Origin of the sequence: Pseudomonas sp. R76 (genome assembly GCF_009834565.1) — a bacterium.
Lineage (GTDB): Bacteria > Pseudomonadota > Gammaproteobacteria > Pseudomonadales > Pseudomonadaceae > Aquipseudomonas.
Map to the genome: position 1 here is coordinate 6,417,406 of NZ_CP019428.1, position 13,146 is coordinate 6,430,551.

Annotated in this window: 14 protein-coding genes; 8 read left to right on the forward strand and 6 right to left on the reverse strand. The window is 62.5% G+C overall.

What is annotated here, in order from left to right:
* Window positions 1-2: 2 nt before the first annotated feature.
* Window positions 3-635 carry a 2OG-Fe(II) oxygenase gene (locus PspR76_RS29150; protein WP_159961666.1) on the reverse strand — a complete coding sequence of 211 codons (633 nt, stop codon included), beginning with the start codon at window positions 633-635 and terminating at the stop codon, window positions 3-5.
* Window positions 636-766: 131 nt separating this feature from the next.
* On the opposite strand from PspR76_RS29150, the gene PspR76_RS29155 reads away from it, so the two are divergent.
* Window positions 767-1,519, forward strand: a complete 753-nt coding sequence (locus PspR76_RS29155; RefSeq protein WP_159960755.1) for a DUF2059 domain-containing protein — start codon at window positions 767-769, stop codon at window positions 1,517-1,519.
* A gap of 105 nt (window positions 1,520-1,624) precedes the next feature.
* Here PspR76_RS29155 and PspR76_RS29160 read toward each other — a convergent pair whose 3' ends face one another.
* The gene (locus PspR76_RS29160) at window positions 1,625-2,566 is read right to left on the reverse strand and encodes an alpha/beta hydrolase (RefSeq protein ID WP_159961669.1); all 942 of its coding nucleotides are present in this window, start codon (window positions 2,564-2,566) and stop codon (window positions 1,625-1,627) included.
* A 99-nt stretch (window positions 2,567-2,665) separates the two neighbouring features.
* On the opposite strand from PspR76_RS29160, the gene PspR76_RS29165 reads away from it, so the two are divergent.
* From PspR76_RS29165 to PspR76_RS29180, 4 genes are all read left to right on the forward strand, one after another.
* Complete coding sequence (locus PspR76_RS29165; protein ID WP_159960757.1) at window positions 2,666-3,244, forward strand: DUF6436 domain-containing protein; 579 nt, start codon at window positions 2,666-2,668, stop codon at window positions 3,242-3,244.
* Window positions 3,245-3,334: 90 nt separating this feature from the next.
* Window positions 3,335-3,691: an EamA family transporter gene (locus PspR76_RS29170; RefSeq protein ID WP_159960759.1), complete on the forward strand. Its 357-nt coding sequence runs from the start codon at window positions 3,335-3,337 to the stop codon at window positions 3,689-3,691.
* Entirely contained in the window at window positions 3,691-4,104 is a 414-nt protein-coding gene (locus PspR76_RS29175) for a DMT family transporter (RefSeq protein WP_159960761.1), read from the forward strand. The genes PspR76_RS29170 and PspR76_RS29175 overlap by 1 nt, the downstream gene beginning before the upstream one ends.
* Window positions 4,101-5,324, forward strand: a complete 1,224-nt coding sequence (locus PspR76_RS29180; protein WP_159960763.1) for a DegT/DnrJ/EryC1/StrS family aminotransferase — start codon at window positions 4,101-4,103, stop codon at window positions 5,322-5,324. The genes PspR76_RS29175 and PspR76_RS29180 overlap by 4 nt, the downstream gene beginning before the upstream one ends.
* On the opposite strand, the gene PspR76_RS29185 is transcribed toward PspR76_RS29180, so the two are convergent.
* The gene (locus PspR76_RS29185; RefSeq protein ID WP_159960765.1) at window positions 5,302-6,180 is read right to left on the reverse strand and encodes a hypothetical protein; all 879 of its coding nucleotides are present in this window, start codon (window positions 6,178-6,180) and stop codon (window positions 5,302-5,304) included. The genes PspR76_RS29180 and PspR76_RS29185 overlap by 23 nt on opposite strands.
* A complete protein-coding gene (locus tag PspR76_RS29190; RefSeq protein ID WP_159960767.1) occupies window positions 6,177-7,283 on the reverse strand; it encodes a GNAT family N-acetyltransferase in 1,107 nt (368 codons plus the stop codon). Before PspR76_RS29190 ends, PspR76_RS29185 begins: the two co-directional genes overlap by 4 nt.
* Window positions 7,284-7,442: 159 nt before the next feature.
* On the opposite strand from PspR76_RS29190, the gene PspR76_RS29195 reads away from it, so the two are divergent.
* Window positions 7,443-9,797, forward strand: coding sequence for a penicillin acylase family protein (locus PspR76_RS29195; RefSeq protein ID WP_159960769.1), 2,355 nt, complete (start codon window positions 7,443-7,445; stop codon window positions 9,795-9,797).
* Between the two features lie 146 nt (window positions 9,798-9,943).
* On the opposite strand, the gene PspR76_RS29200 is transcribed toward PspR76_RS29195, so the two are convergent.
* Window positions 9,944-10,852, reverse strand: a complete 909-nt coding sequence (locus PspR76_RS29200; protein ID WP_159960771.1) for an AraC family transcriptional regulator — start codon at window positions 10,850-10,852, stop codon at window positions 9,944-9,946.
* Between the two features lie 99 nt (window positions 10,853-10,951).
* Here PspR76_RS29200 and PspR76_RS29205 point away from each other — a divergent pair, with 99 nt between their 5' ends.
* Window positions 10,952-11,305 (forward strand): carboxymuconolactone decarboxylase family protein, encoded by a 354-nt coding sequence (locus tag PspR76_RS29205; protein WP_159960773.1) that lies wholly within the window; start codon window positions 10,952-10,954, stop codon window positions 11,303-11,305.
* On the opposite strand, the gene PspR76_RS29210 is transcribed toward PspR76_RS29205, so the two are convergent.
* A complete protein-coding gene (locus tag PspR76_RS29210; protein WP_159960775.1) occupies window positions 11,283-12,248 on the reverse strand; it encodes a GlxA family transcriptional regulator in 966 nt (321 codons plus the stop codon). The genes PspR76_RS29205 and PspR76_RS29210 overlap by 23 nt on opposite strands.
* A 259-nt stretch (window positions 12,249-12,507) precedes the next feature.
* On the opposite strand from PspR76_RS29210, the gene PspR76_RS29215 reads away from it, so the two are divergent.
* The gene (locus tag PspR76_RS29215) at window positions 12,508-13,146 is read left to right on the forward strand and encodes an HD domain-containing protein (protein ID WP_159960777.1); all 639 of its coding nucleotides are present in this window, start codon (window positions 12,508-12,510) and stop codon (window positions 13,144-13,146) included.

A 13,146-nucleotide genomic window follows, 5' to 3' on the forward strand; every position in this document is an offset into this window, starting at 1 on the left:
GTTTAAAACGGCTCGTTACCCCGCCGGCGAAACCAGCCGGTCAAGGACAGTCGTTCGCGCGTGGCGGGCAGGACTTCGTGGGGCACTTCACCCGACAGGAACACCACCAGGCAACCGCCCGAGGGCACCACATCGTATTCGACGCCGTCCTTGAGGTACATGCGCAGTTGGCCGCCGTGTTCGGGCAGCCACGCGTCATTCAGGTACACCACCGCCGAGACCATGCGGCGGTCATCGTCGCGAAAACGGTCCACGTGCTTGAGGTAAAACGCACCCGGCGGGTACATCGCAAAGTGGCTTTCAAAATCTTCCAGGCCGAGGAACAAGCCACGATTCATCGCCTGGCGCAGGCTGTCCATCACGCCCATGTAGGTCTCGCAGACGGCCGCATCGCCTTCTTCCAGCCACTGGATATGGTCACCGCGAATGCCCTCGCGGATCTCCTGGGCCGGGCCGCGTCCTACAGCAGCAGGTGCCAATTCCCCCTGCGCCGCACGTTTACGGCACTCAGCCGCCAGTTCCAGGGTCAGAGCCTGGGGCAGGAAGCCGTTCTGCTGCGACCAACCTTTTTCGGCCAGGTCGTCGACAATGCGTTGCAGCAGAGGATGATCGAGGGGTATTTGCATGGCGCGCATAGTATCCATACGCCTGTAAATCCGACAGAGCCGCCGAGCGTCTGAATACACTTTAGTCAGGTGACCGATAGGATTTCTCGACAAATCCTACGCCCGACACGGACAATAGTGGCCGACTGACAGGAGTCCATATGCGTCGTTTGTTTTTTTCCATGCTGATGTTCTGCGTTTTGCCCGCTTGGGCAGACGGCCATGACCAGTTGTACAAGGTCGCCGGCTGGGCCGAACAACGTGCGCATTTCAATGACGCCCTCACTGCCGCCCAGCAACGCTACCGCAATAGCCTGCCGCCGGCGGTGTACCAGGCGCTGGTGGACAACAGCAATAAACGCTTCGCCGCCCAGGCCGTGGACCAGCGCGCCGAGGCGCAATTGCGCAAGAACCTCGCGGACCCGAAACCCGCCCTGGCGTTTTTCCAGTCGCCGCTGGGCCGCAAGATTGTCGCCGCCGAGTTGCTGGCCACGCGCCGCGACCAGTTGGCGAAAAACGCCCAAGGCCTGCCACACATCGAGGCCGACGCCACCCGCAGCCTGATCATCGGCCACCTGGCCCAGGCGCTGCCTGCGCGCGAAGCCGGTGCGGAAGTCAGCCTGGCGATTGCCGGCGTGGCCGCCGACAGCTTGAGCCAGATGATTCCCGGCCTGTTGGGCGGCGGTCAGGCGCAGGGCATGTTGAATGGTCAGCGTGAGCGGCTGATGCAGCAGATTGGCAATGACCTGAATAACACGCTGCTGTACGTCTATCGGGATTTGTCTGACCCGGAGCTGGAGGAATTCGCCACGTTTGCGGAGTCGCCGGACGGTCGGGCGTATTACAAGGCGGCGCTGGCAGCGATTCGCGCAGGCCTTGCCGTCGGCCAGAGCACCTCAAGCCTGGCACCGTAATCATTGTGGGAGCTGGCTTGCCTGCGATAGCGGTGGGACAGCACCTCAAAGGCTAACTGGCATACCGTTATCGCAGGCAAGCCAGCTCCCACATTTGAAGGGTGCTTACTTCAGATGGTCGGTGAGGTACTTGAAATACTCCTGGCGAATCTCCGCAATCTCATTCGCCAAATGATGCCTGCCACGCGGGATCATCAACACCTCGGGCTGATCAAACTTGCCCCGCAGCACCTGCAAGTTGTGCTGCCAGTCCACCGTCATGTCTTCCTCACCCTGCACAATCAGCGGCCGCCGCGGGCTGCGCGGTGCGGCTTCGATGCGCTTGATCCAGTGCGCCAACGCCCCCACCCAGGCCGTGGGCAGTTGGCGCGGCTGCAACGGGTCGGCTTCCAGGAACGGCTTGAACGTGGGGTCATGGGTGTTTTCGCTGAAACGTCGCGCGATGCCTTTGACGAACGGCCGCAGCAAGTAATAGCTGACCTGCGACCAACCCCACGCACGCGGGCGCACCAAAGGTGACAACAGGAAGGTCTTGCCCTGTGCCGGGCTGTCGGCGCCGTGATGGAGCAAATGGTCGACCACCACCGCGCCACCGGTGCTTTGCCCGAACAGGTGCCAGGGCTGCGGCAACTGCAGCGCCTTGGCCTGCGCAAACAGCGCCTGCACCACGTGCTGATACACCGCAAAATCGTCGATGCTCGCGCGTGCGCCGCTGGACAGGCCATGGCCGGGCAAATCGCAGGCAATCACCACGAAGTTCTGGTCCAGTGCCCAGTCCACCACGTTACGGTACAGGCCCATGTGGTCGTAGAAGCCGTGGAACATGAACAGCGTCGCCACAGGCGCAGGCGGCCACCACACCTGGGCGACCACGTGGTAGCCATCCACCTCAAAGCGCCCCAGACGGCTCACGGCAGGTACTTTGCGCGCGGCCAGGTCCAGCCCGTAGAAACGCTGGTAGACCCGCGCCTCGGCGCTGAGCGGTTGCGCATCCACAAGTGGCCGCAAGCTGTCGCGCAGATGATCGGGGTCAAAGCTCACAGGCATAAAGGGTTCCAGACTGACGGTGAAGATGAATATCGAGCGGTGATATTCATCTGTCAGGGCAAGCATGGCAAGCTACGCGACCTTCGAGGATTGATCTGAATGCGACAGCCCTACCGTTCCGCCCTGTTCGCCAGCCTGATCCTGGTCATCTGCGCCGGCGTGCTGTGGGCGGCGTATGACTGGTTCCAGGGCCGCTACTTGCGCGCATTCAGCGAACACACGGCGGTGTTCTCCGGCGACGCCCTGCGCCTGCCCGCCGAACTCGCCGGCCCCGGCCCGATCCGCCTGGTGCACTTCTGGGACCCGGCCTGCCCGTGCAACGTCGGCAACCAGCAACACCTGGGCGAGCTGATCGAGCATTACGCGCCCCAAGGCGTCGAGTTCTACGCCCTGCAAAAGGCCGGCAGCCACGGCCAACTGCCCGACAACCTGCGCAAAATGAAAACCCTTAATTCCCTGTTCGGTGCCGACCACGTGCCGGCGACCCCGGCTGTCGGGATCTGGGACCGTACGGGCAAACTTGCGTATTTCGGGCCGTACAGCGAAGGGCTCACGTGTAACTCCAGCAACAGTTTTATCGAGCCGATCCTGCAAGCCCTTCAGGCCGGGCGCGAGGTCGATGCCACTCATACGCTGGCGGTGGGCTGCTATTGCGAGTGGAGCAAGGCACCAAACTGAACACAGCCTGTTCAACCGGCAAACTCCAATCACCCGAGCATTGGGCTGCTGTATCGTACGTTTTCAGCAAGATTGTAAGCGTAGGAATACATGAGCCAGTTAACCATCATCCTCTGGATGCTCAACGTTATCGTTGATACGTCCGGCCAGTTGGCTTTTAAAACCGCCGCCTCGGCCAGCGCCGAGCATGATGGCATGGCCCACTGGAAGCACATGCTCAAGCGGCCGTGGATCTGGCTGGGGGTAATCTGCTACGTCTTCGAATTCGTGTTGTGGCTGGCGTTCCTGACCCTGGTGCCGCTGTCGGTGGGCGTGATGCTGGGCTCGATCAATATTGTCGTGATCATGATTGCCGGACGGTTCCTGTTCAAAGAGAGCCTGAGCAAATGGCGCCTGATCGGCATCATGCTGATCGCCTGTGGTGTGACTGTCGTAGGGTTTGAATGATGAAACGCTTTTACATCCTGGGTTTTCTCGCGCTGATCATTTTCGACACCTTGGCGCAGGTCAGCTTCAAATTCGCCTCGGTGCATGCCGAGCCGCTGACCATGGACGCCGCCTGGCTGGTTCGCGTATTTGGCGCGCCGTGGATCTACGGCGCCTTTGTCGGCTATATCGGCGCCTTCTTCACCTGGATGACGCTGCTCAAATACGCCCCGGTGGGCCCGGCGTTTGCGGCCTCGCACTTGGAGCTGATCAGTGTGACGCTGATCTCTGTCTGGCTGTTCGATGACACCTTGACCCTGCCTAAAATCATCGGTGGCGCACTGATTATCGCGGGCATTCTGTGCCTGGCACGCAGCGAAGACAAAGAGAGCAAACCGGCCGAGGTCGAGCCGTTGCAGGCCCCGGTGTCATGACACGCCGATGGGAGATTCCGCCGACCGCAGGGCTGCCTTTGCGCTGGCGGGATTTGCTCGGAAGCTCCGCAGACCTGGCCGATTCGCTGGCCCGCCAATTCTCGATTCCAACGCCGGCGCTGCCCTGCTCCGGCACGGCGGCGTTGATCATCGCGCTGCGCACCTTGCAGCAGCGCATGCCCGGCCGCACCCAACTCATCGTGCCCGCCTACACCTGCCCCTTGGTGGCATTGGCCGCGCATTACTGCCCGCCGTTGCGGGTGGTGCCCTGTGACTTGCAACCGGGCGGCATTGACCTGGACGAACAACACCTCAAGCAGCTGTGCGATGAAAGCACACTGGCCGTGGTGGTTACCCACTTGGCGGGGCGCGTGGCAGATGTCGACACCGCCAAACGTATTGCTGACTCAGTCGGCGCGGCGGTCATCGAAGATGCCGCGCAAGCCATGGGCGCACTCGACGATGGCCACAGCGTCGGGCTCAAAGGCGATGTAGGTTTTTTCAGCATGGCGCTGGGCAAAGGCCTGACGACGGCAGAAGGCGGCGTGCTGTTCAGCCGCGACCCGGTGTTGCATCAGGCATTGCACCGCCAGTGCCGCCACGACCTGCCCTTCAGCCTGCGCTGGGAGCTGCAACGCAGCGCCGAATTGTGGGGTTACGCCCTGGCCTACCAGCCGCGCGGTTTGCATTACGTGTATGGGATGGCGCTGCGCAAGGCGCTGGCCCAAGGCGATGAAGTGGCGGCCGTGGGCGACGACTTTTCGGTCAATGACATCCCGCTACACCGCCTCGGCACCTATCGCCAGAAGGTCGGTGCCGCCGCGCTGGCGCGCTTGCCCGATCACTTGCAGCAAGGCCGCAACCGGGCACTGCGCCGCGCCGCACGCCTGAATGCATTGCCCGGCGTTTCGGTGGTGATGGACCGGCCGGGGCAGCAAGGCACCTGGCCGTTTCTGATGGTGATAATGCCGTCGGCACCGATGCGTGATGCAGCAATGGCGCAGCTGTGGACCTCGGGGCTGGGCGTGACCCGCCTGTTTATCCACACCTTGCCGGACTACCCGGCCGTGGCCCCGCTGTTGCAGCCTGGCAGCGACATGACCCAGGCCCAGGCCTTCGCCACTCGCACGCTGTCGATCAGCAACAGCCACTGGCTGACGGACGCCCTCTTCGAGCAGATACTGGCCCAGCTAAAAGCTATCGTCGCCAGCCCTCGTTGATACGCGCCACCAAACGGCTGTTCAGCTCGTTCTGCTGCTGTTGCCAGATCTGCACTTGCGCCTCAGGCAGTTCCTCCTGGCCATCGGAGGCACTCAACCAGCGCTTGAACTTGCTTTCGTAGTGGTAGGCCGACACATCACCGGTGACATCCGCGCCGATGATCCGGCCCTGGCAGGCGCTGATCAGGTCATTCAAATGCTGCTCGAGGAATTCACCCTGGTCCCAGTTGGTATTGACCACTTCGGGGCTCAACACGTCTTTATCGATGGACAAGTAAACCGGCAGCGAACGGTCTAACTGCGCCAGGAACGCGCGCATCAGCTCATCCGGGTGGCTGAACGCGCGGTTGCTGCGGCCGGCGCCGATCCAGTTCATCCAGCGCGTGTCGACGTTGACGTTCCAGTAGGTCAGCTTGCGCTTGAGCAGCGGCGACCAGTGATTCTCCCAGGCGTGGCCCAGGCCGATGTCCTGCGAGCCGATGCCCAGCACATGCACGTGCTCGACCTGCGGCAAACGGCTGGCCCAATAGACCCACGAGCCGCAATGAATGCCGAACGGGTAGCGCATGTTGTCCGGGTGGTTGTCGCAAATGATCAGCTGGAACTTCTGCTGGCTGGGCAGTCGGTTCAACAGCAGCTGGCTGAGGTGGTGATAGTCGCCGCTGCCGGTAAATACGCAGCCGTAGTCGCTGGGCATCTGCGCGTGCAGTGCGGTCTCCAGCTCTTTGAACTGCGCCCAGCGGCAGCCGAAGCGGATTTTTTCCTGCCAGGCCTGCAACGGCAAGGTGATCGCGCCGGGAATGTCGCTGACGGCGCCATCGAAATCCAGAATCAGCGGTGCTCGATCCTGGCTCATGACGCCTGCTCCTGTTGCCACTGGGCATCGCTTTCGAAGTGATGACGGAATCGATTGCCCAGCTTGCGCAACAGCGGGTTGCGCACCCAGACCAGATGGCGGGTAAAGGTAAAGTCAGCGCCGAGGCTGGCCTTGACCTGTGGGTCGGTCCAGCCGGCCACGTAAAACTTCAGGCCGTTGGCAACGGCGTACTCCAGGTTTACAAACCAACTGACGAAGTACAGGTTGAACTCCAGCGCCTGCGGGTAATTCAGGCCGATGTACTTGTCGAGCAGCTTGTCGCCCTCCACGTAGCAGAGGTTGTAGCCGATCAATTCATCGCAGTGCCAGTAGCAAAAGACCCGCCCAGTGCTGGCGGCGTCCCTCAATAGGCCGCTGAAAAACTCCGGCGTGAGCAGGTCAAAATGGATCTCGCTCTGGTCGTAGACGGCCCGGTACAGCGCGTACAAGTGCGCCAGCCAGGCGTCATCGTTGAAGCGTGCGTCGCCGGTGTCCAGGACTTCCACGCGCAATGCCTCGCGACTGCGCAATTTGCGTCGGATATTGCGCCGACGGCTGTGGGACAAACGCGCAAGGTATTCGTCGATGGTGGTGAAGTCGATTGGCACATACGCCAGCGCCTGGCCTTCGAGGCTGATGAAGCCACGCCGGGTGCAGTCATCGATCAGGTCTTGCGCGTAGCGGTTATCGGCGTCGCTGAGCAGCGGCGAGTTGCACGGCACATCTTTGATCACGGTGAGTTTGCGTTGCGGCGCACATTCATATTGCAGCCACTGCGCGAGGTCCTGCGGCGACACGCCTTGGGGCAACGGCGAGTATTCGCTGACCGTGGTGCCGACAAAACAGCTGTCGATGCGCAGCCACGTATGCCAGAAACGATACCCCGGCCAACCACGCACGCGTTTTTCGAACTCATCGTCGGCGGTGGTCAGCAGGTCGAAGGGCGTGAAGAAGTACGGCAGGCCCTGTTCGGACAGGTGCACCTCGAAACCCACCGGCGGGTGCTGCAAAAAGCGCTCGATCAGCGATTGCGCCTCCAGGCAGCACGCGTAGGTAGCCTCGGGGCGGCTGGAGTCTGGCAGTGGTTGCGTGGCGCAAGTCATGACAAAAAGCTCAAAGATGACAGGTGGAATAATACTGCCTATGGGGTGTTCTCCACTTGAACCTCGGCTGTCGACAAGGCACATCAGCATTTCCCTCAGCCCTCGTCAAAAACCTATTAGACTCCGCTGACTTGAAAGGTGAATGACCAAGGACCGTCCATGAAACGCAGCCTGACCGTGCTCGCTATCCTGATTGCCGCCCTCATGGCCGGCGCCGGCTGGTATGTCTACAGCAAGCAGCCCACTCGCCAGGGCACCGAAACACTGGCCAACCTGCAGGGCACGGTCACCGTGCGTTATGACGACCGTGGCGTGCCGCACATCCGCGCCGAGAACGAGACCGACCTGTACCGAGCCTTGGGCTACGTGCATGCCCAGGACCGGCTGTTCCAGATGGAGATCATGCGGCGCCTGGCCCGTGGCGAACTCGCCGAGGTGCTGGGGCCGAAAGTGCTGGAGACCGACAAGCTGTTCCGCAGCCTGCGCATCCGTGAACGCGCCTTGAGTTACGTGGAACACATTGACCACGACTCCAAGGCGTGGAAAGCCTTGCAAGCCTACCTGGACGGCATCAACCAATATCAGGACAGCCACGCCAGCCCCATGGAGTTCGACGTGCTGGGCATCCCCAAGCGGCCGTTTACCGCCGAGGACACCATCAGCGTCGCCGGGTACATGGCCTATAGCTTTGCTGCAGCGTTTCGTACCGAGCCGTTGCTGACGTACGTTCGCGACCAGTTGGGCAGCGATTACCTGAAAGTCTTTGACCTCGACTGGCAACCCAAGGGCGCGCTGAACCTGGCCGCCAGCGACTGGCAAACCCTCGGCGCCATCGCCTCTCTGAGCGATCAGGCTTTGGCCGACAACGGTTTGCCGCAGTTCGAAGGCAGCAACGCCTGGGCCATCAGCGGCAGCCGCACCAAAAGTGGCAAGCCCTTGCTGGCGGGCGACCCGCATATCCGCTTCTCGGTGCCGTCGGTGTGGTACGAAGCGCAGCTCTCGGCGCCTGGCTTTGAGCTCTACGGTTATCACAACGCGCTGGTGCCGGTGGCGTTCCTGGGCCACAACCTGGATTTCGGCTGGAGCCTGACCATGTTCCAGAACGATGACCTCGACCTGATCGCCGAAAAGGTCAACCCGGACAACCCCAACCAGGTCTGGTATCACGGCCAGTGGGTCGACATGACCAGCAGCGAGCAGCAGATTGCGGTCAAAGGCCAGGACCCGGTGATACTCACCCTGCGTCGCTCGCCCCACGGCCCGATCATCAATGATGTGCTCGGCGAGAGCGCCGGCAAGACACCGATTGCGATGTGGTGGGCGTTCCTCGACACCGAAAACCCGATCCTCGAAGGTTTCTACCAACTCAACCGCGCCGACACCCTGGCCAAGGCACGCGCGGCGGCGGCCATGGTGTCGGCGCCGGGGCTGAATATCGTGTGGGCGAACGCCAAGGGTGATATCGGCTGGTGGGCGGCCGCGCAGTTGCCGATTCGCCCGGCTGGGGTCAACCCCGGTTTTATCCTCGACGGCAGCACCGCCCAGGCCGACAAGCTCGGCTTCTACCCGTTCAGCGCCAACCCGCAGGAAGAAAACCCGGCGCGCGGTTATGTGGTGTCGGCGAATGCCCAGCCGGTGTCGCCCACCGGCATGGAAATTCCCGGTTACTACAACCTGGCCGACCGTGGCCAGCAGTTGAACACGCAGTTGAGCGACAAAAGCGTGAAGTGGGACGTGAACAACAGCCAGGCCCTGCAACTGGGCACCACCACCGCCTATGGCCCGCACTTGCTGGCGCCGCTGTTGCCGGTGCTGCGTGAGGTGGTCAAAGACCCGGCACAGCTGAAACTGGTGGAGCAGCTTGCCGCCTGGAAAGACGACTACCCACTGGATTCCACCAGCGCCACAGTGTTCAACCAGTTCCTATTCAACCTCACCGACGCGGCCTTTCACCCGAAACTGGGCGACGCAATGTTCAAGACCCTGCTCACCACACGAGTGATTGATGCGGCGCTGCCGCGCCTGGCAGCCTCAGCGGACTCGCCGTGGTGGGACGGCAAGCGCGCCGACACGGTCAAGCTCGCGTGGGACAACAGCCTGGCGCATCTGAAAGCCACCTTCGGCGACGACCCGAGCCAGTGGCAATGGGGCAAGGCGCACACCCTGACCCACGGCCACCCGCTGGGCATGCAGAAGCCGCTGGACAAGCTCTTGAACGTCGGCCCCTTCCCCGCCCCCGGCACCCACGAGGTGCCGAACAACCAGTCCGCCATGATCGGTCCCGCGCCGTGGCCGGTGACGTACGGGCCATCGACGCGCCGGCTGATCGACTTCGCCGACCCGGCCCACGCCCTGACCATCAACCCGGTGGGGCAAAGCGGCGTGCCGTTTGATTCGCACTATGGCGATCAGGCGGAAACCTACATCGAAGGCGGGTATGAGCAGGCGCATTTCAGTGATGAGGAAGTGACGGCGAATACGCGGGGTACGTTGAAGCTGTTGCCGGCGCGGTAAACCCGATCACTGTGGGAGCTGGCCTTTGTGGGAGCTGGCTTGTGTGGGAGCTGGCTTGCCTGCGATAGCATCACCGCAGTTTTTCAGTAATACCGAGGCGCTCGCATCGCAGGCAAGCCAGCTCCCACATGTGCCCGCGCCCACATTTAGTCTGCGCGTGTGCGCATTCGCCCCGGCGCCTCGCCATAGGTTTCCTTGAACTTCTTGCTGAACGCCGCCTGCGACTGATAACCCACCTGGGCGGCGATATCCAGCAGGCTCAGGCGCGACTGGCGCAGCAGGTTGAACGCCCGCTCCATGCGCAGCTGGGTCAGCAGCACCCACGGCGACACACCCGCCACTTTCACAAACGCGCGCATAAAGGTCGCCCGCGACATGCTCGCCGCAGCTGCCAGGCTGTCGATGGTCCACTCGTGGCCGGGCTCGGCCAGCATCGCCTGCCAGGCCTTGCCCAGGCGCTTGTCGGCGAGTAAAGCGAAGGTGCCTGCCACGGGTCCCTGACGGGTCAGCCAAGTGCGCAGAATAAGGGTGAACAAGGCCGACGACAGCGCGTCGATAAACGAGCGTGCGCCCAGTTGCTGGCCGTCCGCCTCGCTGCGCAACAGCGCGATCAGTGCCGCCAGTTGCCCATCGCCCTGCCATTGGCGGCTGGACACCACCAGGTACTCCGGCAACGCGCCGAACAGCAGCGACTGGCGGTTGTAGTGAAAGCTGCCACAGAGCATGTCCACTTCCGTTCGCTCGCCGCCCAGGCGATACACCGGCAGCACACCACCTTCGATCACCGTTGGCTGCATCGGCCGGATACGCGCGCCCTGGCTGCGCAACAAATGCGTAGCGCCACCGGGCATCAGCAGGATATCGCCTTCCTCCAGCGTCACCTGCTGCCCGCCCGACAGCTCGGCACGGCACGTGCCGCTGAGCACGATGTGGTACGGCGCCACGCCGAGGTTTTCTGGCGGGTGATCCAGTGCCCAGTCGCCCTGGAACTGGCAACGCAAATCCAGACTGCCGCGCAGGTTGGCCAGCGCAATAAGAGTGTCGATCGAATTCATTTGCGAGCATCGGTCAAAAAGATGAGCGGATTGAACAATAACGCCAACACCGAACAGCAGACACTGGCTTCACACCCCACCTGTTCAGGAGTTACCGCAATGTTCAATAACTGGTCCGACTTGCTGCCTACCGTGAAAAAAGCCTTTGGTGCGCTGGGCAAGAGCAACCCGAAGCTGGTCAAAGCCTACATGGCGTTGGGCGAGGCTGCCGAGGAAAACAACGTGCTCGACGCCAAGACCCGCGAGCTGATTTCCATCGCCGTGGCCATTACCACGCGTTGCGACGGTTGCATCGGCGTGCATGCCGACGCGGCGATCAAGGCCGGCGCGACCCGCGAAGAAGTGGCGGCAACGCTGGCCACGGCAATCTCGATGAATGCCGGCGCCGCGTACATCTACTCGCTACGCGCGCTGGAAGCCTACGACACGCTCAAACCGGCGCCGCAAAGTTAAGCCGGAACTGTTGCGGCGTCACGCCCAGCCTGCGGTTGAACACACTGCGCATGTGCTGGGCGTCGCGAAAGCCGCATTGATAGGCCACGGTTTTGAGCGGCGCGGGGCTGCTTTCGAGCATCACCCGCGCCGCATCCACCCGCGCCCGCTCAACAAACTCCGCTGGCGTGATGCGCGCTTCACGGGCAAACACCCGGGAGAAATTTCGCGCACTCATATTGGCCGCCTTGGCCAGGTCGGCGATGGTCAAATCCCCGGTCAGGTTCGCCAGCACGTACAACTGCACCAACGCCACCGCCGAGGTGCTTTCGGCGTGGGGTGTAAGAAACGGGCTGAACTGCGACTGCCCGCCCGAACGCTGGGTAAACACCACCAGGCGCTTGGCCACGCTCAGCGCGACTTCCGGGCCGTGGTCCTGGGCCAGCAGGAACAGCGACAAGTCGATACCTGCGGTGACCCCAGCCGAGGTGTAGAGGTTGCCGTCCTGCACGTAAAGGCGGTCGGCGTCGACCTGTGCCGAGGGGCACAAGCGCGCCAGGTCGGCGGCGTCGTTCCAATGGGTGGTGACGGTTTTGCCATCCAGCAAGCCGGCACGGGCCAGCATAAAGGCGCCGTTGCAGATCGAGCCGAAGCGTTGCGCGCGGGCGGCGGCGGCGCGCAGCCAATCATCAAATGGCGCGCCGAAATCTTCGAAGGGCAGTTGCGGGCCACCGGCGACCAACAGCAGGTCGTAGGCTTGCAGCGCTTCGCTGTAGTGCTTGTGAGCCTGCAACGACAAGCCGTTTGAGGCCGCCATGCTGCCGTGGCCCAGGCCAAGTACTTCAAGCCGGTAATGGTCGTGCGGCGGCAAAAAACGGTTGGCCTCGCAGAACACATCCATGGGGCCGGTCACGTCCAGTGACTGGACGCCGGGGAAGATCAGGATGGCGACGGTTCTATGCATGGCGAAACCTTATGTCTGACAGGCACGAAACCCTGTGGGAGCTGGCTTGCCTGCGATGCAGGCACCTTGGTGTATCAGGTATACCGAGGTGATGTTATCGCAGGCAAGCCAGCTCCCACAGTTGACCCTGTACAACCTTGGCGCGATATCGCGCCACATTGGCCGACATCGCACCCTCGCCGCGATAGCCCCGTCGCGGGCGCGCGACCAGACTGGACTCATCGGCGCCACCCCCGGCGCTTTGTTGAGGAGAACGACCATGAGCACCATCATCGCCGGCATCCAGATCCCGGACAGCGCCTTGGCCAAGGCCACCACCGAATACATCCGTGACGTCGAATCCGACCTGCTCTACCACCACTCCCGCCGGGTATTCCTGTTCGGCGCATTGAGCGGTGAGCGCAAGCAATTGGCCTACAACCCGGAGCTGCTGTACGTCGGCGCGATGTTCCATGACCTCGGCCTGGTCGAAGGTCATCGCAGTGACAACGAGCGTTTCGAAGTGGACGGCGCCAACGCCGCGGCGGCGTTCCTCAAGCCTTACGGGCTGAGCGATGACGATATCGAGCAAGTGTGGCTGTCCATCGCCCTGCACACCACGCCCGGCGTGCCGCAGCACCTGCGCCCGACGGTGGCACTGGTGACTGCCGGCGTGGAAATGGACGTGCTGGGCATGGACTACGCGGCGTTTTCCAGCGTGCAGCGCGAAGCCGTGGTGCATGCGCATCCACGCGGTGAAGGGTTCAAGGAATGCATCATCTGCGCGTTTGCCGACGGCTTGCGCCATCGCCCGCAGACCACGTTTGGCAACGTGAAGACCGATGTGCTGGTGGATCAGGAGCCGGGGTTCAAGCCGATGAACTTTGTCGAGGTGATTCGCAAGTCGCCGTGGGCCTGA

What these genes read in the sequence shown, in the direction of transcription:
- PspR76_RS29150 (WP_159961666.1), bottom strand. Translation starts at nt 635, where the DNA reads ATGCGCGCCATGCAAATACCCCTCGATCATCCTCTGCTGCAACGCATT.
- PspR76_RS29155 (WP_159960755.1), top strand. Translation starts at nt 767, where the DNA reads ATGCGTCGTTTGTTTTTTTCCATGCTGATGTTCTGCGTTTTGCCCGCT.
- PspR76_RS29160 (WP_159961669.1), bottom strand. Translation starts at nt 2,566, where the DNA reads ATGCCTGTGAGCTTTGACCCCGATCATCTGCGCGACAGCTTGCGGCCA.
- PspR76_RS29165 (WP_159960757.1), top strand. Translation starts at nt 2,666, where the DNA reads ATGCGACAGCCCTACCGTTCCGCCCTGTTCGCCAGCCTGATCCTGGTC.
- PspR76_RS29170 (WP_159960759.1), top strand. Translation starts at nt 3,335, where the DNA reads ATGAGCCAGTTAACCATCATCCTCTGGATGCTCAACGTTATCGTTGAT.
- PspR76_RS29175 (WP_159960761.1), top strand. Translation starts at nt 3,691, where the DNA reads ATGAAACGCTTTTACATCCTGGGTTTTCTCGCGCTGATCATTTTCGAC.
- PspR76_RS29180 (WP_159960763.1), top strand. Translation starts at nt 4,101, where the DNA reads ATGACACGCCGATGGGAGATTCCGCCGACCGCAGGGCTGCCTTTGCGC.
- PspR76_RS29185 (WP_159960765.1), bottom strand. Translation starts at nt 6,180, where the DNA reads ATGAGCCAGGATCGAGCACCGCTGATTCTGGATTTCGATGGCGCCGTC.
- PspR76_RS29190 (WP_159960767.1), bottom strand. Translation starts at nt 7,283, where the DNA reads ATGACTTGCGCCACGCAACCACTGCCAGACTCCAGCCGCCCCGAGGCT.
- PspR76_RS29195 (WP_159960769.1), top strand. Translation starts at nt 7,443, where the DNA reads ATGAAACGCAGCCTGACCGTGCTCGCTATCCTGATTGCCGCCCTCATG.
- PspR76_RS29200 (WP_159960771.1), bottom strand. Translation starts at nt 10,852, where the DNA reads ATGAATTCGATCGACACTCTTATTGCGCTGGCCAACCTGCGCGGCAGT.
- PspR76_RS29205 (WP_159960773.1), top strand. Translation starts at nt 10,952, where the DNA reads ATGTTCAATAACTGGTCCGACTTGCTGCCTACCGTGAAAAAAGCCTTT.
- PspR76_RS29210 (WP_159960775.1), bottom strand. Translation starts at nt 12,248, where the DNA reads ATGCATAGAACCGTCGCCATCCTGATCTTCCCCGGCGTCCAGTCACTG.
- PspR76_RS29215 (WP_159960777.1), top strand. Translation starts at nt 12,508, where the DNA reads ATGAGCACCATCATCGCCGGCATCCAGATCCCGGACAGCGCCTTGGCC.